A 20912-nucleotide genomic window follows, 5' to 3' on the forward strand; every position below is an offset into this window, starting at 1 on the left:
TCTCTTTCGATCCGCCAATCTCTGGCGCTGGGCCGTCGTTCAGTGCGCGGCTTCCAGCGCAGCCTGTTCCTGCTTCGCGATCGTGCCCTTGACCGCGGACTGCACCTTCTCGAAGGCGCGGACCTCGATCTGGCGGACGCGTTCGCGCGACACGCCGAACTCGGCGGCGAGGTCCTCCAGCGTCATCGGCTCATCGGCGAGGCGGCGGGCCTCGAAGATGCGGCGTTCGCGCGGGTTGAGCACGCCCATGGCGCCGTTCAGCGCGTCACGGCGATGATCATACTCCTCGTGCTCCGCCATCATGGCTTCCTGGTTGGGCGTGTTGTCGACCAGCCAGTCCTGCCATTCGCCGGCTTCGCCGTCGTCGCGGATCGGCGCGTTGAGCGACGCGTCGCCACCGAGGCGGCGGTTCATGTCGATCACGTCCTGATCGGTGACGCCGAGGCGCTTGGCGATCATCTGCACCTGGTCGGGGCGGAGATCGCCTTCGTCCAGCGCGTTGATCTTGCTCTTCGCCTTGCGCAGGTTGAAGAACAGCTTCTTCTGGTTCGCGGTAGTGCCCATCTTCACGAGCGACCAGGAACGCAGGATGTACTCTTGAATCGACGCCTTGATCCACCACATGGCGTAGGTGGCGAGACGGAACCCCTTCTCGGGTTCGAAACGCTTCACCGCCTGCATCAGGCCGACATTGCCTTCCGAGACGACCTCGGAGATCGGCAGGCCATAGCCGCGATAGCCCATGGCGATCTTGGCCACGAGGCGGAGGTGGCTGGTGACGAGTTGGTGTGCCGCGTCGCGATCGTCATGCTCGCGCCAACGCTTGGCGAGCATGTATTCCTGCTGGGGTTCCAGCATCGGAAACTTGCGGATCTCGGCGAGGTAGCGAGAAAGGCCGGATTCTCCATTGAGGACCGGCAAAGCAGCGGTACGGGCCATAGTGCGCCCTCCAAAGGTTCAGGCCCCCGATAGCGGCGGGCCAGGCAGACGACCGCTGTGTTAAAGCCGGCCGTAGCTGCGATGTTCCGCGTTGATCATTTCAACGCAGGGGCAATATACCCCATCGGGGGGCGGAAAGGGAAGGATTGCTGACGTCACGTCCCCGTGTGGCAGCTATAACTTTTTGTAATGTAAAGACTTTCTGAAGCGGCCTGCGTCATAGCGCCGCTTTGAGGGCGCTTTGAAGGAGAAGCAAATCCTCCGGCAGAGGCGCTTCCCAGTGCAGAAGTTCTCCTGTCCTCGGGTGCTCCAATACCAGCAGGTAAGCATGTAAGGCCTGTCGCCCAAGCGCCGCCCACGCGGCTTGCGACTCGGGGCCGAGCTGGTTGGCTTTGGTCTTGAAATGCGGGCCATAGACGGCATCGCCCATCAGCGGGTGGCCGATATGGGCAAGGTGGACGCGGATCTGATGGGTGCGGCCGGTCTCGAGCTCGCAGGCGAGCAGGGCGGCGACGCCCTTGCCGTCGCGTCCATTGAAGCTCTCAAGAATCTCCCAGTGCGTCACCGCCTCGCGGCCGCCTTGGCGCACCGCCATCTTCTCGCGCGCGTGCGGATGGCGGTCGATCGGCGCATCGACGGTGCCGCGGTGCCGGTTCGGAACGCCCCAGGCGAAGGCCATGTAGCCGCGGCGCATCGCGCCGGTGCGGCCGTGATCGGCGAATTGGGCGGTCAGTGAGGCATGGGCAAGGTCGTTCTTGGCGACCACCATCAGCCCCGTCGTGTCCTTGTCGAGCCGGTGCACGATGCCGGGCCGGCGCACCCCGCCGATGCCCGACAGCGAGGCGCCGCAATGGGCGATCAGCGCGTTCACAAGGGTGCCGGTCTCGTGGCCGGCCGCGGGGTGCACCACCAGCCCCTTGGGCTTGTTGAGGACGACGATGTCGTCGTCCTCGAACACGATATCGAGGGCGATGTCCTCCCCCTTGGGCTCCGCAGGCACCGCCTCCGGCACGTCGATTATGATCGTATCGCCGGATGCGACGTGATAAGCGGGGTCGCGGACCGCGGAGGCCTTCAGGTGCACTGCGCCCGCCAGGATCAGGGCTTTCAGCCTCGATCGCGACAGCTCCGGCAGGCGCGCCGCCAGCACGCGGTCGAGCCGCGCCGAGCCCTCATCGCCGGCGACCACGACCTCCAACCTTTGCGCTGACCCAGAGCTTTCCATGACGACGTCTGATACCGCTGTTCCCGAGCCGACCCCCGAGCAGGCCGCGTTGTTCGCGCGGGTGCGGCGGATGATGCTGATCGCGGGGTTGACCACGGCGCTGGCGATCTGCGCCGTGGTGATCGCGGTGGGCTACCGCCTTTTCAAGTCCGAGGGAAGGGCGGTCGAAGCGGCCAGCGACGTCACCGCCACCCTGCCCAAGGGCGCCAGGATCGTCTCGACCGGCGTCGCCGGCGACCGCCTCGTGGTCACGCTGGATGTCGGCGGGATCATCGAGATCCGCACCTTCGATGCCCACACCTTGAAGCCGGCCGGGAAGCTGAAATTTGCCAATGAGCCGTGAGGTGGGCCGCAGTCGCGACGCATAACTCCGCTGTGGTCCCGGACAAGCGAAGCGCAACTCGGCACCCAAAGCCGCAGGGTTCAGTTAACGAATCCCGTCAGCTCCGATTTGCCTTTGGGCCCCGGGTTTTCGCCAGGACGGCGTTGCCGAAGCCGTTTGAAACCCGTGAATCTCACCTTGCCGCCGGCGGAATTCGCGGCTATGTCGTACCCCTCACGCTCCCTTCGTCTAGCGGTTAGGACGCGGCCCTCTCAAGGCTGAAACAGGGGTTCGATTCCCCTAGGGAGCGCCAGCGCTTTCTTCTTCATTTTGATTTTCCTATCGTTTTCGCTGATTTCCCCAAACTTTTCGAAGGGGTTTGGGGTGTTCTGTTCGCTTTGTGATTTTCAAGCTTCACGATTGCTCGCCGCCCCCCCCCCCGCGCCGGCGATCAGCTTCACGCGTATAGCGCTCAGCTTCAGCGAGAGTGAGATGGCCGAGCGCGGCCATGATTTCGTGTGCGGTAGCTCCGCGTCTTGTATACTCGAACTCGTCAGCGTCGGCCTGAACCCATGTGATCAAATGGGTGTCCACGCGAGCAGTGCCAACGTTTAGCATTAGCTCGTAGGCGACCCGCTGCTTAGTGCCAAAAAGCCCAGCGGTCTTTCCCCCGAGCGATCGTTTTCTCCGACTTTCCGTAGATGCGTCCCAGCAGCTGCTCTGCGCCACGCCGGCAGTCTTTTGTTGGTCAGCCTCATCCCGGGTCCGGCGGGCCGCGGCTCCTATGCATGTGCCCTTCGGTAGCGCGGCCAGACGCATCTATCGCCTACGATCGGGGGGGGGGCGCAGCAGTGCCGACTATTCGGAGGCGTTCATGGCCGTTGCGCAGGAGCGTTGGCCCTCCATGGACTCCAGCCGCCGCCCCGTTGCCGCATCAAAGAGATGAACCGCCTTGGGGGGCACCGCCAGCCCGATCGCACCGCTGCGATCCAGAGCAAAACCTTTGGGCAGGATGACCGCCAGCTCCTGCGGCCCAACGGAGCAATACGCCGCACGACTACTCCCGAGCTCCTCCACAAGATCGACCGCGCCGGAGAGGGAGCTGTCAGCGCCGCCGGCGTCGATCACAAGGTCCTCTGGGCGGATGCCTAAGACGACCTTCGTTCCAGGTGCCACATCGTAGCCTTCGATCTGGATCGAGGAGTCGGGGATGCCGTCGAGGGTTACCCGACCGGGCCCGGAGACCGTAGCCGGCAGGAGGTTCATCGCCGGTGCGCCCATGAAGCCCGCGACGAAAGTCGATGCCGGCTTGTCGTAGATCTCCGCCGGCGCACCGATTTGCTCAACCCGGCCGCCATTCATCACAATCAGAGTGTCGGCCAGCGTCATGGCCTCGACCTGGTCGTGGGTCACAAAGATCGAGGTGGCCTGGAGCCGCTTGTGCAGTCGCTTGATCTCGATGCGCATTGAGACGCGCAGCTTGGCATCGAGATTGGAAAGCGGTTCATCGAAGAGGAAGAGCTGCGGCTCGCGGACGATCGCCCGGCCCATGGCGACGCGCTGGCGCTGCCCGCCCGAAAGCTGGGCCGGCCGGCGGTCGAGATAGTCGGAGAGATCGACAATCGCGGCCGCCTCGCGCACGCGCCTCTCGCGCTCGGGCTTGGGCACGCGCGCAATCTTGAGGGGATAGGCGATATTCTCGGCGACCGTCATATGCGGATAGAGCGCGTAGTTCTGGAATACCATGGTGCAGCCGCGGTCGGCGGGGTCGAGATCGTTGACGACCTGGCCGTTGATCGCAATCTCACCCTCGGTGATCTCCTCGAGCCCGGCGATCATGCGCAGCAGGGTGGATTTGCCGCAGCCGGATGGGCCGACGATGACCACAAACTCGCCCTGGTCGATCTCGACGTCGACGCCGTGCAGGACCTGCTTGCCGGCATAGCTCTTGCGGAGCCCGGAGAGGGAGAGCTTCGCCATCACGCATCCTCCAGCAGGCGCGCCTTCAGCCGCGCGATGGTGGCGTCGCTCAGGCCGATTGCGAGGAGATAGGCTTCGACCGAGCCGTGGTTGTCGAGGATATGCGCGATGGTCGCTGCCATGGTCTGCGGCTCGCAGGCCAGCAGCGGGCGCAAGGCCGCGAGATCGGCGTCGCGCTCTTCGGCCTCCGCGATCAGCCGGTCGAGCAGCGGCGCGATCATCAGCTTGGTCAGCGCATAGTCGTCGAGGATGGTCGCGTCGGCGACCCCGGCCAGCGCCAGCAGCAGCGCGGCGACAAGGCCGGTGCGGTCCTTGCCGGCGGTGCAATGGAACAGCACGACGCCCCGCGGCGCCTCAGCGATCAGGGTCAGCACCTGCGAGATCGCGCCGTGCCGTGTGGTTAGCGCCTGGATGTAGAGATCGAGCAGGACGTCGCTGACGGACATGTCGGCCGGCGCCAGCCGCTCGAACAGCGAGACGTTGTGATAGGCGACGGTGGGATGTCCGTGGAACGGGTTGGGGCGGCTCTGCAGCTCGTGATCGTGTCGGAGGTCGATGACGGTGGTGACGCCTTCTCCGGTCAGAGCGGTCATGCCCGCGGCATCGAGATGGTGCAGGCCGTCCGCGCGCAGGATGCGACGCCAACGGGTCTCGGCGGAGCCTGCGGCATAGCCGCCGAGGTCACGGATGTTGAAGGTGCCGGGGATCGGCAGGTGACGCTGGACGGTGATGTACATCAACGGATTCCGGATTTCATGAAGGCCTGCCGCTGCAGGACGACGTAGATGACGAGGATCGGCAGGCTCGCCAGGGTGGAAGCGGCCATCAGCGGGCCCCATTGCGTGCCCTCCGAGCTCATGAACATCTGGATGCCGATCTGGACGACGCTGTTCTGCGGCGAGCGCGAGAGCAGCAGCGGCCAGAAATACTCGTTCCAGGTCGAGATGAAGATCAGGATCGCCAGCGAGGCGATGGTGCCGCGCAGATTGGGCGTGACGATCTCCCACAGGATGCGCCAGCTCCGGGCGCCGTCCATGCGCGCTGCCTCCAGCACCTCGCGCGGGAAGGAGCGCATCGACTGCGCCAGCATCAGGATCGCGAGCGCCGCCGCGAAATGCGGCAGGATCAGCGCCAAAAGATTGTCGAGCAGGCCGAGATTGGCGACGAGCAGATAGTTGGGGATCATCACCACCTGGAAGGGCACGAGCCAGGTCAGCGCGATCAGCGTGTAGATCAGCTTGTCGCAGGGAAAGCGCCAGCGCGCGAAGGCATAGGCGGCCAGTAGCCCGGTGAAGAGCTGCACCACGGTGACGGTCGCGGCGACGACCAGCGTGTTGACCAGCATCCGCAGGATCGGGATCGCCTTGAGCGCATAGGAGTAATTGTCGAGCGAGGCCGTGCTCGGCCAGAGCGTGGTCTCGAAGATGGCGTTCGCCGGGCGCAGCGAGGAGACGATCATCCAGTAGACGGGGAACAGGCAGAAGATCGCGAGCACGACCATCACCAGATGGCCGGCGGCGGTGTTCCAGCTCCGGCTCGGCTTCGCCTTGCGCGGGCGGCGGGCCGGCTTCGGCAGAGGCCGGGCCGGCGTGAGCGTCATCGCGTCAGTTGTCATGGAAGGAGTACCTGTCCATCAGGCGCAAGAGCACGAAGGCCAGCGCGCCGAAGCCGAGGAAGAGGATGACGGCCGCGGCAGAGCTCCAGCCCACCGAGAGGGTGGAGAAGCCGAAATCCCATAGGATGTAGAAGATGTTCGTGGTGGAGCCGAGCGGTCCGCCGCCGGTCAGCACATGGATATAGGAGAAGCTCCACTGCGCGCCGAGCAGGATCGTCATCAGCGCCAGGAAGAGGATGGTCGAGCGCAGCAGCGGTAGGCGAATGTCGCGGACGATCTCCCATTTGGAAGCGCCGTCCATGCGGGCGGCCTCGATCAGTGCCGGATTGATGTTGGCGTTGGCCGCCGAGAGGATCAGCGTCGAGAAGCCGATCAGCTTCCAGCCGGTCAGGACGATGATGGTCCAGATCGCGACGGTTGGGTCCTGCAGGAAGCGCACCGGGCGGAAGCCGAAGAGCGTGATCGCCTCGTTGACCATGCCGTGCGCGGGATCGAGCAGCCAGCGCCAGATCGCGGCCGCGACCACGGGCGCGATGATCATCGGCACGAAGATGACGGTGCGGTAGAAATTGCGCGAGCGGGCCGGCAGGTCGTGCGTGTAGATTGCCACCACCGTCGGGACGATGACGGCGAGCGGGACGAGGCCGAGGATGTAGAGGCCAGTGTTGCGCAGCGCCTGCCAGAATTTCGGCAGGGCGAAGATGTTCTGGTAGTTTTCCCAGCCGACGAAGGTCATCGGCGCGCCCGGCAGCATGTTCCAGCGGAAGAAGCTGAGCCGGAAGGCGTCGAGCAGCGGCCAGTAGATCCACAGGATCAGCGTGGCGGCGGCTGGCGCGAGATAGAGCCAGGGCGCGATCCGCCAGGCCGACGCGCGCCGGGTGGGCGTCGCGGGGCGGGGAAGGCGCAGGGGCTGTGGTGGGGCCTGCACAGGCCCGCTCAAGGTGGCGTCCGACATCATGTCTCTCGGCAGGGCGATGAAACGAACGTGGAAGTCCCGGCCCGCCGCGCATGGCGAGCCGGGGTCCGGGCGATCAGCGCGGCATCAGGGCCTGGGCGTTGTCCTGCGCGGCTTTCATCGCGTCGGCGGGATTCATGCCGCCGAACACGGCCATCTCCGCGCCTTCCATCATCATCTTCTGGATCTGGCGGTAGTTGGGGCCAGGGAAGGAGACCCAAGGCTCCAGCATCGCGAGCTGTTCGAGATTGGGCTTGATCAGCGGGTGCTTCTTGACCCAATCGCCGAGATATTGCGGATCGTCGACGATGTCGGTGCGCAGCGGCAAATAGCCGATCTCGGAGGTGATGACGGTATAGGCCTCTTTCGAGGTCATGAACTTCATCAGCTCCCAGGCGGCGCGGCGCTTGAGCGGATCGCGGCTGAGGATCACCAGCGCGCTGCCCGAATTGTTCGGACGCTGCGGCTTGTCGCCGAAGCGCGGCATGGTGGAGGCGCGCAAGTCGAACTTGCCCTGGGCGCCGCGGACCAAAAAACCCTGGATGGCGGAGGTCTGCAGGTACATCCCGATATTGCCGGCGGCCATGCCCTCCATCGCCGCGTCGATCTCCAGATTGGTGTAGGCCCCGCTGTCGTAGAGATCGCGCAGCATCGCCACCGCCTCGACCGAAGCCGGCTCGGAGAAGGTCAGTTTCTTGCGATCGTCACTCATCAGGCTGCCGTTGTTGGAGCGCAGCACGCCCTGGAACAGCCAGTCACCGGCCGAGGCGCCGAAGATGCCGGTCGCGACGCCGGCTGCCTTCGTCTTCTTGGTGATGGCGAGCGCCGCGGTCTTCACCTCTGCCCAGGTCTTCGGCGGATTGTCCGGGTCGAGCCCGGCCTTCCTGAACAGATCGGCGTTGTAGAACAGCACCGGGGTCGAGAAGGTATAGGCGAGGCCGTAGGTCTTGCCGTCGAGCATGCCGAGCTTCAGCCCGTTGGGCGACATCCCGGCAAAATGAGCCTTGCGCTCCTCCTCCGACACGATGTCCTCCAGCGCCGCGACGCCGAGATTGTCGACGCCGAAGGCGAGGTCGGAGAACACCATCTGCGCCACGTCCGGAATGCGGCCGGCGGCGACATCGGCCTGGACGCGGCTGGTCAATTCGAAGGAGCTGGCGCCGACCGGCTCGACCTTGATCTTAGGATTGACGGCCTCGAACTGGGCGATCAGCCGCTTAGTCGCCTCGGCGCCGATGCCGGCCGAGGCGAGGTTGTAGTTGTAGTAGCTGATCGTCACAGGGCGGTCGACGGTCGCAGGGACGTTCTGAGCGAGAGCCGGAAGCACGGCGCCTGCCGCCAGGAGCGCGAGCGCGCCCCGCAGGAAGGATCTGACGTTCATGATCATGGTTCCTGTGAGGTGGGTCATTCGGCGGCCAGCGTCTGGGCTTGGGCCTCAGCTTCGGCCTCGTAGCGCTTGATGATCTCGGCCATGCCGGAGAAGCTGTGAACCTTGAGCTCGCGGCGCTCGGCCGGCTGCGGCACGAAGGAGATCGTCAGCCCGGAGGAGCGCACGGTGCCGATCGCGAAGAAGGCGCCGGAGACCATGCGCAGTTCCTCATGCAGCCGCAGCACGTCGGTGGCGGCATGCTGGCCGATGCCGACGATCACCGGGATACCGTGCCAGTTGCTGACGCGGTCGTAATGCATATGGCCACAGAGGATGCCGAGCACGTTGCGGCGGCCGTCGAGCACCGCGCGGAGCGCCTCTGTATCGGTGAAGGAGAGTGCCTCCCATTCCAGGTCGGGCCGGTCGGCATCGAGTGCCGGCGCATGGTGCATCGCGATCAGCTTCGGCAGTCCCGGCTCGCGGTCGAGCTCGGCCGCCAACCAGTCGAGCTGCCCCGGTTCGAAATGCCCACCGATCTTGTAGGGCGTGCTGGTGTCGACCAGGATCACATGGATGCCGTCGATCACCGCAGAATGGTCGTAAGGGACGGACAGATCCTTGGTCCGGCCGAGCATGGCAGGATAGAAGCCCTGGCGCTTGTCGTGGTTGCCGAGGGTGAAGAGCACCGGCATGTCGAGCGCGGCCTCGGCCAGGATGGCCTTGAGCTGCTCGTAGCTCCCGATGTCGCCCCGATTGGTCAGGTCGCCGCTGGCGATCACGAAGCTCGGCTTCGGCTCGATGCGCTTCACATCGGCGAGGATCGCCCGCAGCGTGGCGGTGGTGTCGGAATAGAGATGGTCGTCCTGCACGGCGGGGTCGCCGATGTGCAGGTCGGTGAGGTGGACGAAGGTCAGCGGATGCGACATGGCGGGGCTCTGCGTCAAATCGAGGGGCGCAGACGGATACGTTTGTTGAAGGCAGCGTATTCGCTCTTGCGCGAGGGCGGCGGCACCCTATCTAGGCATCATGACAACCGAATGAACGTTCATTCAATCATGCATGCCATCGTTTTCGACAAGCGCGAGCGGATCCTGGCCGCCACCGCCAAGCTCATCGTTCGCAACGGCCTGCAATGCTCGATGGCGGAGATCGCCTCGACGGCCGGCGTGGCCACCGGCTCACTTTACACCTACTTCAAATCGAAGGACGACCTAGTCCGCGGCGTCTATGCGCAGCTGACCGAAGCTATCGTCGCGGCGCTGATCGTCGAGCACGATGCCGCGACTTCGCCCGAGGCGCGGCTGCGCCGTTATATCGAGGATTATATCGCCTTCGTCTGGACGGATGCCGACCGGGCGCTGCTGTTCGAATATCTCTCGAACGTGCCGATCGTCCCCGCCGCCGAGATGCTGCAGATCTTCGCGCCAGTCATCGCTTTCACCAACAAGACCATCCGGGAGGCGCGTGAGGCCGGCGTGCTGCGCGATTTCGGAACCCACGACATGGGCGCCTTCATCGGCGGCGGCCTGCGCAACACCTTGAAATGGATGCGCGCCCGCGGCGAGGAACTCAGCCCGGAAAGGCGCCGGCAACTTGCGGCGATGTGCTGGTCGGCGATCGCTGCGGAGCCCGAGGCGATCGGCGAGGACTGACCGCGTCTGGCGTTACCGCCCTAACTACGAATGACGGCGCGAGTAACCGAACTCGCGAGCTGAGTTCCGCCCGTGACGCCCGTCGGGCGCGTCGCGCATCATCATCGTAAGGGGGGCGCGCCTGGCACTCGTTTCGGGAGCTGTTCGCGTTTCGAGTGACGAGCTCCGCGTGCCAACCATGTGCTCCATTTCTTCAAGGTTTCTTCAAAAGCCGGTCGAGAATTGAGGCGCATAGTACCGAGCGTGAACGAACTAAGCGATTGAAAATACGTCGTTTATTGACGTTCGCCGGTGTTCGCCAACACCAACGTACGAGATGCAATTCTCTCAAGGCTGAAACAGGGATTCGATTCCCCCCAGGGAGCGCCAGATAATCCTAAGCCATTGAAAACCTGCACACTCTAGGCGACCATGTGAACCTGGAGAGACTGCCCTGCCACATGCGTAGTCTCACAAGGTGGTCCGCAATGGCCCTCGCAGTCGCAACATGGCAATCCTGATCCCGAGTCTCGGCTTCGCGCGCTTCGACAGCCGTGGCGAGCTTCGATTGGCCGAGCGGCTCAAGGACTTCCTCGAAGACAACACCGTCGTCTGGCACAACCTCCCGGTTGGCCCTCTCAACCGGCATCCGGATTTCATTATCGTTCATCCCGCGAACGGTTTGCTCGTGCTCGAGGTGAAAGACTGGCGGCTGGAGACGATCGTTTCGGCGGACAAGACGAAGGTCGAGTTGCTGACAAGTCGTGGTGTCGTGCGGGAGAGTAATCCGCTCGAGCGGGCTCGCAAGTACACGTTCGAGGTCGTGCGCACACTGGAGCGCGACGGGCAATTGTTGTTTCCGCCCGGTCATCGCTTCGCGGGCCGGGCCATTGTTCCGTTCGGCTTCGGGACCGTGTTCACCAACATCACGCGCAGGCAGTTCGACCAGACCGATCTCAAGGAGGTGTTCGCCGAGCACCTCTGTCTGTTCAAGGACGAAATGACGGAGGGCGCCGATCCCGAGGAATTCCGGGCCAGATTGTGGCGCATGGTTCATCCGCGTCTCGGAGACCCCCTATCCATGCCGCAGTTCGACCGCCTGCGGGCGCTGCTCTTTCCGGAAATCCGCATACGGCAGATCGCCCTGCCTCTGGACGACGCGCCTCGGGCCGATCCTTCGGACCGGACGCTTGCGGTCATGGACCTGCATCAGGAGCAGTTCGCGCGCAGTCTGGGAGAAGGGCATCGAATCATTCGCGGCGTCGCCGGATCGGGCAAGACGCTGATCCTGGCATTTCGGGCCGAGTATCTGGCACGTGCGGCGGCAAAGCCGGTGCTGATCCTGTGTTACGCCAACGGCATCGCCGGGCGGCTCGAGGACGCCATGCAGAGCAGGGGCGTGGAGCACCGCGTTCAGGTTCTCACCTTTCATTCCTGGTGTTACCGGATGCTGCGGACTTATGGGATTCCGGCCCCCTCCGAGCGAGACTATCCTGACTACGCAGAACGCCTGGCTGCGAGCGTGTCGGAGGTCGTGAAGGCCGTCGATCAAGGCCACATCCCAATGGAGCAGTACGACGCTGTCCTGATCGACGAGGCGCACGACTTCGAGCCGCAATGGCTCGCGCTGGCGGCCAAGATGGTGAACCCGCGCACGAAGGCGCTGATGGTCGTCTACGACGATATTCAGGCCATCTATAAAGGACGTGAGCGCCCGGTGTGGAGTCAGCTCGGGATCGAGGCGAAGGGCAGAACGACCGTGTTGAAAGTCAACTATCGCAACACGGCGCAAATCGTTGCCTTCGCACGACGCTTCGCTGCAGACGTCATTGGCGCTCCCGGCGTCACGGCCGACGATGAGCACGCCATCCTGTTGCCCGAGGATGCGGGTCGGCAGGGACTGGAGCCCGCGGTGCGGCGTTGCGTGAGCATCGACGCAGAAGCTCACTGCGTCGCCGAGTGGTTTCTCGACCGGAAGAAAGCCGGGTACGAGTGGTCGCAGATGGCGTGTCTCTACCCGGAGCACTGGATCGGCGGGCGGGTCGCGCAGATCCTCGCCAGGCATGACGTGCCGATCGATATGGCCAAGGACAATCGCAACAGGGTTTCGGTCAAGCGCGTCGCCGTGCGGTTCCTGAGCATGCACACCGCGAAAGGACTGGAGTTTCCGTGCGTCGCCATTGCCGGCTTGGGCTTGCTCGGCCGCCACGGCGAGACCGTGGAGGAATGTGTCCGGCTGACCTATGTCGGGGTGACCCGGGCGACTCACGAAGCGCTGCTGACGTATTCGAGCGAGTCGGCATTGGTGCAGCGTTTGATAGCGTAGAGCATGTTGGTATCGACGCGAACCACATCGGTCGTTCGTCGCCTGCTTTTAAACAACGCGCTCCGTCGAAATTAAATCCTGATCATTAGTTTTCAGTTCTCCTGATGGGGCGGCAAAGAACCAGATCAAGTCGGACTGAGCCGCGACGTATCGAACCGCATGAAACTTAGTCTGCGCGTGCATCGCTCAAGGGGATGAACACAACATGGCAATTGCTGGATTTCCAGACGCGAATAGCACCGGTCTTCCTAGTGGCGTTATTCCGACTCCATCGGGCGACGTGACTGTCACTCAGCCAGGTACCGTAATCGACGCTCTCGATGTCAAAGGCACGATTTCGGTCCAGGCCGATAACGTCACGATTGAGAATAGCCGCATCACGTCCAGCGATTGGACCGGCATCTGGATCAAGGATGGCGTTGCAGGAACTGTCGTCAAGGATAGCGAGATTATAAACGTTGGAAGCAGCCCAAATGGCGCGAACGGCATTGTCGGGTCCGGCACATTCCTGCGCAACGATATCCATGACGTGGAGAACGGTATTATTGTTACAGGCTCGAGCCTCGTCCAAGACAATTATATCCACCACATGAATGCGCCGAATGTGCGTCTCGGCACGTCATTGGGTGGCCCGCACTACGATGGTATCGAGATCGACGGCGGCGTTTCAGACGTCGTCATTCGGCACAACACGGTCATCAACGAGAACAGCTACGTGTCGGCCGTGATGATCATTCAATAATGACTTCGGTGAGTTCAGCAAGAGCGTGTTCGACAGTTTTGCGAGCGTTCTCTCCCACGCGGCCCAGTCAGGCCACGACGTCGTTATCGCGGCGGGGAGCGACACCCTCACGCTGAAGAACACCCAGCTCGACAAGCTGAACAGCCACGACTTCCACTTCGCGTAAGCAGATGGGACGAACTGCTTAGCGAGCGCCAAGAGCCAGCTAGCCGGCGGCGGTGTTGCCGCCGGCTAGCGGCGCCGTGGCGACACCGCCACCCGGAGGGCCGCGTTTGCTCAAAGCGCGACGCGGTGGTCTGAAAAGATCCTGCTCAAGCAATGACCTGAAGCGCGGCAACGATTCATCCCAATCTGATCGCGCCCTAGCTGCGCAAGTGCGCGCCCTTACGCCGTGGTGCCGTCGATCGAGCGGCGGATCACGCGCTGCACTTCCGCATTCGACAAGAACAGGTCGTGGTTGATGATGCCCCAGCCTTCCTGGGAGGCATCGACCACGCGCACGCCGAGCCGCGCGATGGTGGCCTTCTCGGCGGCGCCGACCCGGGTCATTCCCCCGGCGATCTGCCCCGACAGCGCCAGTGCACGATCGTTCGTCGAGGCAATCACGGTGATTTTGCCGGTTAGCGGACCGATGCGCTGGATTGACGACGAGAACACGTCCATATCGATGTCGGGCGAGGCAAACACCACAGCGCCGATCTTGCTCGTGACTGTATCGCCGTATCGGGCATAAAGCTGACGCAGGCTTTCGAGCGTCAGCATCGTTCCCATGCTGTGCGCAACGATGTGCACGCGGCCGCCGCCTGGCGCCGAGACGAGCGCGGAGAGCACGCGTTCGAAAGCGTCGCGAGACCACATCGCGCTGTCGCGGTCATAGGCGTAGTCGAACAGTCCGGCCTTGGACGGCCAGGAGAACACCATGGTCCGGCCGCGGAACTTGATTCCGTCGGAGAGATGGACGCCATCCAGCACCGCCGTCTCGAATGTCTGCTTGAAGCCGTGCACATAGATCAGCACGTCCCCTGCGCCGGCCTGCGCAGCGAGATCGCCGGCGTCGGTCGACACCGGTTCGATCCGGTCGAGACGCCAATCGTCGAGTCCAACCGAGGCGAGAGAAAGACGGCTCTCGTCCGGGGCCACCAGCTTCGCCCGCGCGACCGTCATGCTCGTCGCGCGCTCCGGCCCGAACCAGGGTTTGGTGCGGCCGTTCACGGGCTTACGCGTGGTGACGACGAGCAATGTGGGGTCAACGGACAGCGACGAGGCGTCGAAGCGTGCGCCGGTCGCACCCAAGCCGGCGCATCCGCCCAGCGCGAGTGCGCTTCCTGCCGACACGAGTCCGCCAAGAAGCGCGCGGCGCGAAACAGAATGACGGGAGTCGCGTTGCAGAAGACGTCGGACGATCACACGGAACCTCGGGAACTTTGCCCACCGTAACGCCGCCCCGCCCAGCTCCCTGAATGACAATGGGGGCGAGAAGACGGCAGAGCCAGTTTCGCACTCGGCAGCGTGGACATGGCGTCCACGTTCCCGCCGCAGGACTTGCGAGCGTCCGGCGAAGTTCCAACCGTGTCCGAGCGGGGACGTCAGATCAGCCCACGATTTCGATCTCATGCAGCGCGCACCGCTCGCGCAAGGCCTGCTCTATCGCCTTATTCTCGTATGCATGCCATCGATCGATCGCACCTCGTCTGGCGAGCAGGGCCTTGAATTTCGGGTAAGCGCCTCGCTTGCTGAAGAAATAACGGACGTCGTCGAAATCATCAGGCAGACACTCGCGGGCAAAATCGAGCGTGAAGCGGAGCATAGCTCGGGCAAATCCTGCCGCGAGGATGCGGGCGCGTGTCTGCGATCCCCTAAATGGCCTTCCGCTGAAGCATGATGCATCGGCCTTCGTGAAGGTGGTCGTTGCCCCCGGAATCTGCCTTGATGCGATTTCAAGGCGGAGGAGTGGCGAGATGAGCGGATTGGTGATCTCTGGCGGCCGGGTGGTGGATCCCGCGAGCGGGATGGACGCCGTTGGTGATGTGGCGGTGGTGGACGGCAAGATCGCCGCGGTCGGCACGGGCCTCGGCGGCGCCGAGCGGGTGATCGACGCGACCGGGCTTGTGGTGGCCCCGGGCTTCATCGACCTGCATGCGCATGGACAGTCGATCCCGGCCGACCGCATGCAGGCGTTCGACGGCGTCACGACGACGCTCGATCTCGAGGCCGGCGTGCTGCCGGTCGCATCCTGGTATGAGCGCCAGGCGCGGAAGGGCCGCGTGCTGAACTATGGCGCAGCCACCAACTGGGCCTTCGCGCGCATCGGCGCGATGACCGGCTCCAATGCGGAGAGCTCGCTGGAGGCGTTCGGCAACGCCATGCGCGATCGCCGCTGGATGGACAATGTCGCAACCGATGCGGAGGTATCAGGCATCCTCGAGCGTCTCACCCGCGGCCTCAACGAAGGCGGCATCGGCATCGGCATTCTGAACGCCTATGCGCAGGGCGCCGGCGTCCAGGAGCTGACGGCGGTGTGCCAGCTGGCTGCGGCCAAGGACGTGCCGACTTTCACCCATGTCGCGTTCATGTCGCGCATCGACCCCGAAAGCGCGGCGGAGGCCTATATCCGCCTGATCGGCTATGCCGGCGCCACCGGCGCGCACATGCACATCTGCCATTTCAACTCGTCGAGCAAGACCGACGTCGAGCGCTGCCGCGTGCTGATCGAGAAGGCGCAGGCGCAGGGGCTGCCGATCACGGTCGAAGCCTATCCTTACGGCACCGGCTCGACCGTGCTGGCCGCCGCCTTCTTCAGTGATCCGGAGTTCGTCGAGCGCAACGGCACCGGCTACGATTCCGTCCAGCGCGTGACCGACGGCTACCGCTTCCACGACCGCGAGGAGCTGCTCAAGGCGCAGGCCGAAGAGCCGTCCTCGCTGGTGCTCTGGCACATCCTCGACACCGAGAACAATGCGCATCACCGCGACCTGCTCGACATGTCGGTGCTCTATCCCGGCGGCGCGATTGCCTCCGACGCGATGCCATGGACGCTCTCCGACGGCACCACCTATACCGGCGATGCCTGGCCGCTGCCGGATGATGCCACCTCGCATCCGCGCTCGGCCGGCTGCTTCACGAAATTCATCCGCGAATGGGTGCGCGAGCGCAAGACCGTTTCGCTGCTGGAGGGCGTGCGCAAATGCGCGCTGATCCCCGCGGAGATCCTCTCGCAGAGCACGCCCGCGATGCGGGCCAAGGGCCGGCTTGCGAAAGGCGCGGATGCCGACGTCGTCGTGTTCGATTACGAGAAGCTCTCGGACCGCGCGACCTTCACGGCGATGAACCGTCCCTCCGAAGGCGTGCGGCATCTGATTGTCAGCGGCGAGGTGCTGATCAGCGATGGCGTGCTTGATGTGGCGGCGCGGCCGGGTAAGCCCGTGCGCCGCCCTGTCGTTGAGGGCTGACCCATGCAGGTCCCCATTCTCCTGGTGACGGGCTTTTTGGGGGCCGGCAAGACCACGGTCGTGAACCATCTGCTGGCGCATGCTGAGGGGCGGCGCATCGCCGCCGTGGTCAACGATTTCGGCGCGATCAACATCGATGCGGAGCTGATCGCGGGCGCGAGCGATGGCGTGGTCAGCCTCAGCAATGGATGCATCTGCTGCTCGCTCGAGGGCGATCTGTTGCGCACGCTCTCGACGCTGCTGCGGCGAGATCCCAAGCCCGAGTATATCGTCATCGAAACCAGCGGCGTCGCCGATCCCGCCGACATCGTGCGCAATCTGATGGACCCGGTGATCCTGCGCGAGGCGCCGCTGGAGACGGTGCTCTGCGTGGTGGATGCGACGGCGCCGGCAACGGCCCTGGATGACGCGCTGCTGCGGTCGCAGTTGCGCGTCGCCGATATCGTCGCGTTGAGCAAGCTGGATCTGGCGGATGCGGGCGCGGGGGCGCGGATACGCGCGGCCATCCGCGCGCTGCGTGTTCCCGCCGTGGTGGTTGATGCAAACCACGGCGAGATTCCGGCCGCGCTGCTGTTCCCTGCGAATGCCGATCGCGCGCCCGCGCCGCGCGAGGTCGGCCCGCGCCGGCCGGCGGAAGAACGCTTCGAGACGCTGAGCTGGACCTCGGACAAGCCGGTCTCGCTGCCCCGCCTGCAGCAGGCCATCAACCGATTGGCGCCAAAGCTGGCGCGCGCCAAAGGCCTGTTCGAGACCGTCGAGCAGCCCGGCCGCATGATGGTGTTCCAGTTCGCGGCCGGCCGCGCGACGCTGGCACCCGGCGATGCGCCGGCGCCGGGCGTGCCGCGATCACGCATCGTCTTCATCGCCGAGCTCGGCGTTCTCTCGAAGGCGCAGCTCGACGCGATCATGGAGGCGTGCGTTGATGGGGTGTGAAGCCCGCGTCGTGTCTCAATCCTCCACGGACAATCCATCCCCATGGACATACCATTCGGCGCGCGATGACCACTGCACATGCCGGTCGGGTGTCGCATCCAGCTTCTCGTCGAACGCGCCGGCATGGATGATCGCCTCGCGCCCGCTGCGAGTCAAATGCGGCATCGGGCTGCCGCAGATCTTGCAGAACGCGGTGGCAAAGCTTCGCGCATTGGGCAGATCGAAGCGCGCGACGGATGCTTCACCGCGCAGCCATCGCAGCGCCTGCGCCTTCACGATGACCTCGCAGGAATGCGCCGTTCCTGTCGCCTTGCGGCAGCGCGAGCAGTGGCAGTTGAGGAAACGGTCGAACGGACCATCGACCTCGAAGGCGACCTCTCCGCACAGGCAGCTGCCGCGGAACACCACCATCTCATTCAACCTCCGGCTCGGCCGGTGCCTTCGTCCGTCTCGTCCGGGGAGCGCCGTGGGCGCCGCGCAGTCGGATCATCGTATCGATCTCCGCACCCCATCAGAGCCTTCCGGCGATCAATTCTCAAGAGGAGATATGCGACCAGAGCCTGTCAAAGCTCAGCAGAACGCAACCGCGCCAGCGTCGCCGCGTCCTCCTTGTCGGAGCCGACGAACTGGCAAACGAGTGAGGCGAGCTCACCCGGCTGCTTGCGCCGTGCGACCGCAAGCAGGCGCATCAAGCCCGCCTGGTCAATGCAGCGTGGGGCTTCCGACCAGCCAGCTCTTCATCGCCATCATCCGGTCATGCTCGAAAGACCGCAGGTGCCGGTCGGGCAGGATGAGACCGGCCATGCGGAAGATCGTTGCAAGCCCCTGGACCGGCGCGAGCGCCCAATCGGCGCCGACCGGTAGCAGCCAGCGCTCGAACTGCTCGCGCGCGACATCGATGCGGTCCCGCTGCGCCGCGGCGATGGCGCGCAGAATTCCGTGCTCGCCGTCCGACATGCGGGGACAAGTCGGGCAATGCACTTCGATGGCGGTATGGGCCGTGCAGGCGAAGATCTCGATGATGGACTCCAGCGACGGCACGGCATCGCCGACGCAAAAATGGTCGTACACCTCCTTGATATCGGCCGCGGTCGGAACGGCGCCTCCGCTGCGTGCCTTCGCCTGAATCCCCAGATGAAGAGCCGCTCCGCCGCGCTCAGCGCAGGGAGCTCGAGGACCCTGGTATGTGTCGATTGATGCATTGAGCCTCTGGCCTTTGGCTGCGCTCACGCCGGAGTTGGCGCGGATGATCTGCGCCGATCGTTCTGCCAGAGACCTCATCAAGTCAACGCTCGGAGAGGCGACGTCGAGGTGTTCTAGATTGGAAGAATTCGTATCTCTGATGCAGTCAGTCTCGCTTGCCTCGATGCCGTCTCCGGCACCGGGCAGGTCTCGCAAAACATCTCCGGCCTCACCGACGCCACGGCGGCGACCGGCGAGGCCGCCGGCCTCGTCCTGCAATCGAGTGGCCGGCTGGCGCAGAAGCTGCAATCGCTCGAAACCGAGGTCAGCGCCTTCGTTGCAGGCGTGCGGGCTAGCGAAAGAGCGCTGCGAGACGTCTGGTATTTCCGCGTCGCGGCATCGGCCGCGACGCGGTGCTGTTTTTCTTGACATGACCTCTGCCGTGCTCGACCTGTAGCGATGTCGATCGACGGCACCTGCGTGCCTTCGCGAGAAGAAAAGCAACACGGGAAGGACGTCATGAACGTGGGCCTCGACGAGAAGGACTACCTCGCCACCCTGCGCGGTTTGTGGGACAAGGCCTGGCCGCGGGGCATGCCGCGCTCGCCGAACTATCTGCACGGCGAAGTTCCCTTGACGGAATATCTGCGCGCCTGGGCAAAGCGCAGTCCCGAGCGGCCCGCGGTGATCTTTTACGGTCACGTCACCACCTATGCCGATCTCGACCGGCAGAGCGATCGCTTCGCGGCGCTGCTCGAGGCCAAGGGCGTGCGCAAGGGCGATCGCGTCGCCGTGTTCCTGCCGAACTGCCCGCAATTCCACATCGTGTTCTTCGGTATCTTGAAGCTCGGTGCGGTCCATGTCCCCGTCAGCCCGCTGTCGCGCGCGTTCGAGCTGTCTTACGAGCTCAACGACACCCAGGCCGAAGTGATCGTCGCGCTCGACCAGCTCATCCCGGTCGTCGAGCAGGTCCGCGGCGAGGTGCGCCTGCGCGAAATCATCGTCACCAGCTTTGCCGACGTCGTTCCGCCAGCGCCTGCGTTTCCCGCGCCTGACTCGATCCGCACACCGCGCATCGCGGTACCGGGCGCAACCGATCTGTTGACCGCGCTCGCGGCAATGCCCGCGCCAACCCCGCTGCCGCCACCGGATCTCGATGATGTCGCGGCGCTCAACTACACCGGCGGCACCACTGGCATGCCCAAGGGCTGCGTCCATACCCATCGCGACATGGTCTACACCGCCGCCGCCAATTACGGCATCTCGGTGCTGTCGGACGAGAGCAGCGTGTTTCTGTCGTTCTTCCCGGAGTTCTGGATCGCGGGCGAGAATTTCGGCTTGATCTTCCCGCTGTTCTCTGGCGCGACGCTGGTTTTGCTCGCGCGCTGGGACGCCGTCGGCGTGATGGCGGCGATCGACAAGTACAAGGTCACGATCACCGCGATGCCGGTCGACGGTGCGGTCGAGCTGATGGATCATCCGCGCTGGCGCGAGTTCGACCTGTCGTCCCTGAAGCAGGTGCGCGTCGTCTCCTTCGTCAAGAAGCTCAATGCCGACTATCGCAGGCGCTGGAAGGATCTCACCGGCACGATCCTGATGGAGGCGGCCTGGGGCATGACCGAGACCCACACGTCCAACACGTTCACGGCGGGCTTCCAGGACGATGATTTCGATCTCAACAGCCAGCCGATCTTCGTCGGCCTGCCGGTCCCCGGCGCCGAGTTCAAGATCACCGATTTCGAAACCGGCGCGCTGCTGCCGCTCGGCGCGGAAGGCGAGATCCGCGTGCGGACGCCGTCGCTGCTCAAGAGCTACTGGAACAAGCCGGAGGCCACCGCGGAGTCGCTCGTCGACGGCTGGCTGCGCACGGGCGATATCGGCACCATCGACAAGGACGGTTTTCTGCACTTCCTCGGCCGCCGCAAGGAGATGCTGAAGGTCAAGGGCATGAGCGTGTTTCCGCCGGAGATCGAGGCGCTGCTCGGCCAGCATCCGAAGGTGCTGGGCTCCGGTGTGGTCGGGCGCGACGACCCTGATAAGGGCCAGGTGCCGGTGGCCTATATCCAGCTCAAGCCGGAGGCGGTAGGCACCATCTCCGCGGAAGACCTGCGCGCCTGGTGCGCCGAGCGCATGGCCGTCTACAAGGTCCCGGAAGTGCGTATTATCGAAGCCCTGCCACTGACGGCGACGGGCAAGGTGAAGAAGCAAGACCTCAATCCCAACCTGCCCGCTGCCGTTTGAGTG

Annotated in this window: 21 protein-coding genes and 1 tRNA gene; 9 read left to right on the forward strand and 13 right to left on the reverse strand. The window is 64.5% G+C overall.

Translation table 11 applies throughout. From position 1 onward, the window contains the following. Positions 1-39: 39 nt before the first annotated feature. Together rpoH and P6U27_RS06100 are read right to left on the reverse strand one after the other, a co-directional pair. The gene (gene rpoH, locus P6U27_RS06095; RefSeq protein WP_122401091.1) at positions 40-939 is read right to left on the reverse strand and encodes an RNA polymerase sigma factor RpoH; all 900 of its coding nucleotides are present in this window, start codon (positions 937-939) and stop codon (positions 40-42) included. A 217-nt stretch (positions 940-1156) separates the two neighbouring features. Next, positions 1157-2164, reverse strand: coding sequence for an RluA family pseudouridine synthase (locus P6U27_RS06100; RefSeq protein ID WP_209296298.1), 1008 nt, complete (start codon positions 2162-2164; stop codon positions 1157-1159). Here P6U27_RS06100 and P6U27_RS06105 point away from each other — a divergent pair. Both P6U27_RS06105 and P6U27_RS06110 read left to right on the forward strand, forming a co-directional pair. Then, a complete protein-coding gene (locus tag P6U27_RS06105) occupies positions 2163-2507 on the forward strand; it encodes a hypothetical protein (RefSeq protein WP_122401093.1) in 345 nt (114 codons plus the stop codon). The two genes, P6U27_RS06100 and P6U27_RS06105, sit on opposite strands and share 2 nt — an antisense overlap. Before the next feature lie 217 nt (positions 2508-2724). After that, positions 2725-2799: transfer RNA gene (locus P6U27_RS06110), tRNA-Glu, on the forward strand. A gap of 545 nt (positions 2800-3344) precedes the next feature. On the opposite strand, the gene P6U27_RS06115 is transcribed toward P6U27_RS06110, so the two are convergent. The 6 genes from P6U27_RS06115 to P6U27_RS06140 form a co-directional block, all read right to left on the reverse strand. Next, positions 3345-4466: an ABC transporter ATP-binding protein gene (locus P6U27_RS06115; protein WP_122401094.1), complete on the reverse strand. Its 1122-nt coding sequence runs from the start codon at positions 4464-4466 to the stop codon at positions 3345-3347. Then, entirely contained in the window at positions 4466-5203 is a 738-nt protein-coding gene (locus P6U27_RS06120; RefSeq protein WP_244607868.1) for a tyrosine-protein phosphatase, read from the reverse strand. The genes P6U27_RS06115 and P6U27_RS06120 overlap by 1 nt, the downstream gene beginning before the upstream one ends. Further along, a complete protein-coding gene (locus tag P6U27_RS06125) occupies positions 5203-6081 on the reverse strand; it encodes a carbohydrate ABC transporter permease (RefSeq protein ID WP_122401096.1) in 879 nt (292 codons plus the stop codon). The genes P6U27_RS06120 and P6U27_RS06125 overlap by 1 nt, the downstream gene beginning before the upstream one ends. Continuing rightward, complete coding sequence (locus tag P6U27_RS06130) at positions 6071-7021, reverse strand: carbohydrate ABC transporter permease (protein WP_407193734.1); 951 nt, start codon at positions 7019-7021, stop codon at positions 6071-6073. Before P6U27_RS06130 ends, P6U27_RS06125 begins: the two co-directional genes overlap by 11 nt. A 91-nt stretch (positions 7022-7112) precedes the next feature. Beyond that, positions 7113-8417 (reverse strand): ABC transporter substrate-binding protein, encoded by a 1305-nt coding sequence (locus P6U27_RS06135; protein ID WP_209296299.1) that lies wholly within the window; start codon positions 8415-8417, stop codon positions 7113-7115. Positions 8418-8440: 23 nt separating this feature from the next. Next, a complete protein-coding gene (locus tag P6U27_RS06140) occupies positions 8441-9331 on the reverse strand; it encodes a metallophosphoesterase (protein WP_407193735.1) in 891 nt (296 codons plus the stop codon). A gap of 111 nt (positions 9332-9442) precedes the next feature. On the opposite strand from P6U27_RS06140, the gene P6U27_RS06145 reads away from it, so the two are divergent. The 4 genes from P6U27_RS06145 (at position 9443) to P6U27_RS06160 (ending at position 13270) form a co-directional block, all read left to right on the forward strand. Continuing rightward, complete coding sequence (locus P6U27_RS06145; RefSeq protein ID WP_160118752.1) at positions 9443-10057, forward strand: TetR/AcrR family transcriptional regulator; 615 nt, start codon at positions 9443-9445, stop codon at positions 10055-10057. 487 nt (positions 10058-10544) lie between these two features. Then, positions 10545-12362 carry a UvrD-helicase domain-containing protein gene (locus P6U27_RS06150; protein ID WP_122401099.1) on the forward strand — a complete coding sequence of 606 codons (1818 nt, stop codon included), beginning with the start codon at positions 10545-10547 and terminating at the stop codon, positions 12360-12362. 205 nt (positions 12363-12567) lie between these two features. Next, positions 12568-13104 (forward strand): right-handed parallel beta-helix repeat-containing protein, encoded by a 537-nt coding sequence (locus P6U27_RS06155; RefSeq protein ID WP_122401100.1) that lies wholly within the window; start codon positions 12568-12570, stop codon positions 13102-13104. A 25-nt stretch (positions 13105-13129) separates the two neighbouring features. Next, positions 13130-13270 carry a hypothetical protein gene (locus tag P6U27_RS06160; RefSeq protein ID WP_160118753.1) on the forward strand — a complete coding sequence of 47 codons (141 nt, stop codon included), beginning with the start codon at positions 13130-13132 and terminating at the stop codon, positions 13268-13270. Positions 13271-13488: 218 nt separating this feature from the next. On the opposite strand, the gene P6U27_RS06165 is transcribed toward P6U27_RS06160, so the two are convergent. Beyond that, on the reverse strand, positions 13489-14511 hold the full coding sequence (locus P6U27_RS06165; protein WP_122401101.1) for an alpha/beta hydrolase: 1023 nt from the start codon (positions 14509-14511) through the stop codon (positions 13489-13491). A 184-nt stretch (positions 14512-14695) separates the two neighbouring features. After that, positions 14696-14911, reverse strand: coding sequence for a hypothetical protein (locus P6U27_RS06170; protein ID WP_181956129.1), 216 nt, complete (start codon positions 14909-14911; stop codon positions 14696-14698). A gap of 151 nt (positions 14912-15062) precedes the next feature. On the opposite strand from P6U27_RS06170, the gene P6U27_RS06175 reads away from it, so the two are divergent. Beyond that, positions 15063-16553: an amidohydrolase family protein gene (locus P6U27_RS06175; protein WP_407193736.1), complete on the forward strand. Its 1491-nt coding sequence runs from the start codon at positions 15063-15065 to the stop codon at positions 16551-16553. A gap of 3 nt (positions 16554-16556) precedes the next feature. Beyond that, positions 16557-17486 (forward strand): CobW family GTP-binding protein, encoded by a 930-nt coding sequence (locus P6U27_RS06180; RefSeq protein WP_407193737.1) that lies wholly within the window; start codon positions 16557-16559, stop codon positions 17484-17486. 15 nt (positions 17487-17501) lie between these two features. Here the strand turns inward: P6U27_RS06180 and P6U27_RS06185 are convergent, their stop codons facing one another. The 3 genes from P6U27_RS06185 to P6U27_RS06195 all read right to left on the reverse strand — a co-directional run bounded on the left by P6U27_RS06185 (position 17502) and on the right by P6U27_RS06195 (position 18977). After that, a complete protein-coding gene (locus P6U27_RS06185) occupies positions 17502-17897 on the reverse strand; it encodes a GFA family protein (protein WP_122401104.1) in 396 nt (131 codons plus the stop codon). Between the two features lie 152 nt (positions 17898-18049). Continuing rightward, positions 18050-18175 carry a hypothetical protein gene (locus P6U27_RS06190; RefSeq protein WP_283809938.1) on the reverse strand — a complete coding sequence of 42 codons (126 nt, stop codon included), beginning with the start codon at positions 18173-18175 and terminating at the stop codon, positions 18050-18052. A gap of 13 nt (positions 18176-18188) precedes the next feature. After that, complete coding sequence (locus P6U27_RS06195; protein ID WP_245163272.1) at positions 18189-18977, reverse strand: hypothetical protein; 789 nt, start codon at positions 18975-18977, stop codon at positions 18189-18191. 210 nt (positions 18978-19187) lie between these two features. On the opposite strand from P6U27_RS06195, the gene P6U27_RS06200 reads away from it, so the two are divergent. Then, complete coding sequence (locus P6U27_RS06200; protein ID WP_129142429.1) at positions 19188-20909, forward strand: AMP-binding protein; 1722 nt, start codon at positions 19188-19190, stop codon at positions 20907-20909. Positions 20910-20912 lie beyond the last annotated feature (3 nt).

This window comes from Bradyrhizobium sp. STM 3566, assembly GCF_045571445.1.
Lineage (GTDB): Bacteria > Pseudomonadota > Alphaproteobacteria > Rhizobiales > Xanthobacteraceae > Bradyrhizobium > Bradyrhizobium vignae.